Source organism: Streptosporangium heterodermiicola (genome assembly GCF_051390675.1).
GTDB lineage: Bacteria > Actinomycetota > Actinomycetes > Streptosporangiales > Streptosporangiaceae > Streptosporangium.
Window position 1 is genome coordinate 1 of record NZ_JBPJSR010000125.1, and the last position, 368, is coordinate 368.

General features: G+C 69.0%; 1 protein-coding gene. It reads right to left on the reverse strand.

Annotated features, from left to right (window positions below):
- On the reverse strand, nucleotides 1-368 hold a 368-nt coding region (locus ACSC1Q_RS43185), incomplete at both ends, for a glycoside hydrolase family 71/99 protein (RefSeq protein ID WP_436764543.1).

The following is a 368-nucleotide window of genomic DNA, read 5'->3' on the forward strand; positions in this document are numbered from 1 at the left end:
GGGTGGGGTGGGGCGGGTGGCGGTGAGGGGGATCTGGCCCTTGAGCATCCGGCCGCCGTCGCCGGTCAGGCGCAGGTAGTAATCGGCCGAGCAGGCGGTGCCGTCCTCGTCGAGGGCGAGCATGCCGGAGTTGGCGGGGACGTCGGCGAGGGTTTCTGCGGTCTTGGCGATCTGGTTGCCCTCGTTGTACTCGTCGAACATGGAGATGTAGATGCCCTGGGCGCCGACGCGGACCATGTTGTAGAACTGGCGCCACATGAAGTCGCCGTGGCGGCGCTGGCGGGTGGTGACGTCGCCGGGCAGGACGCAGGGCTGGTAGTCGATGCCGTGGGCGTCGCAGTCGGCCTGGTCGGGCAGGTTGACGTTGG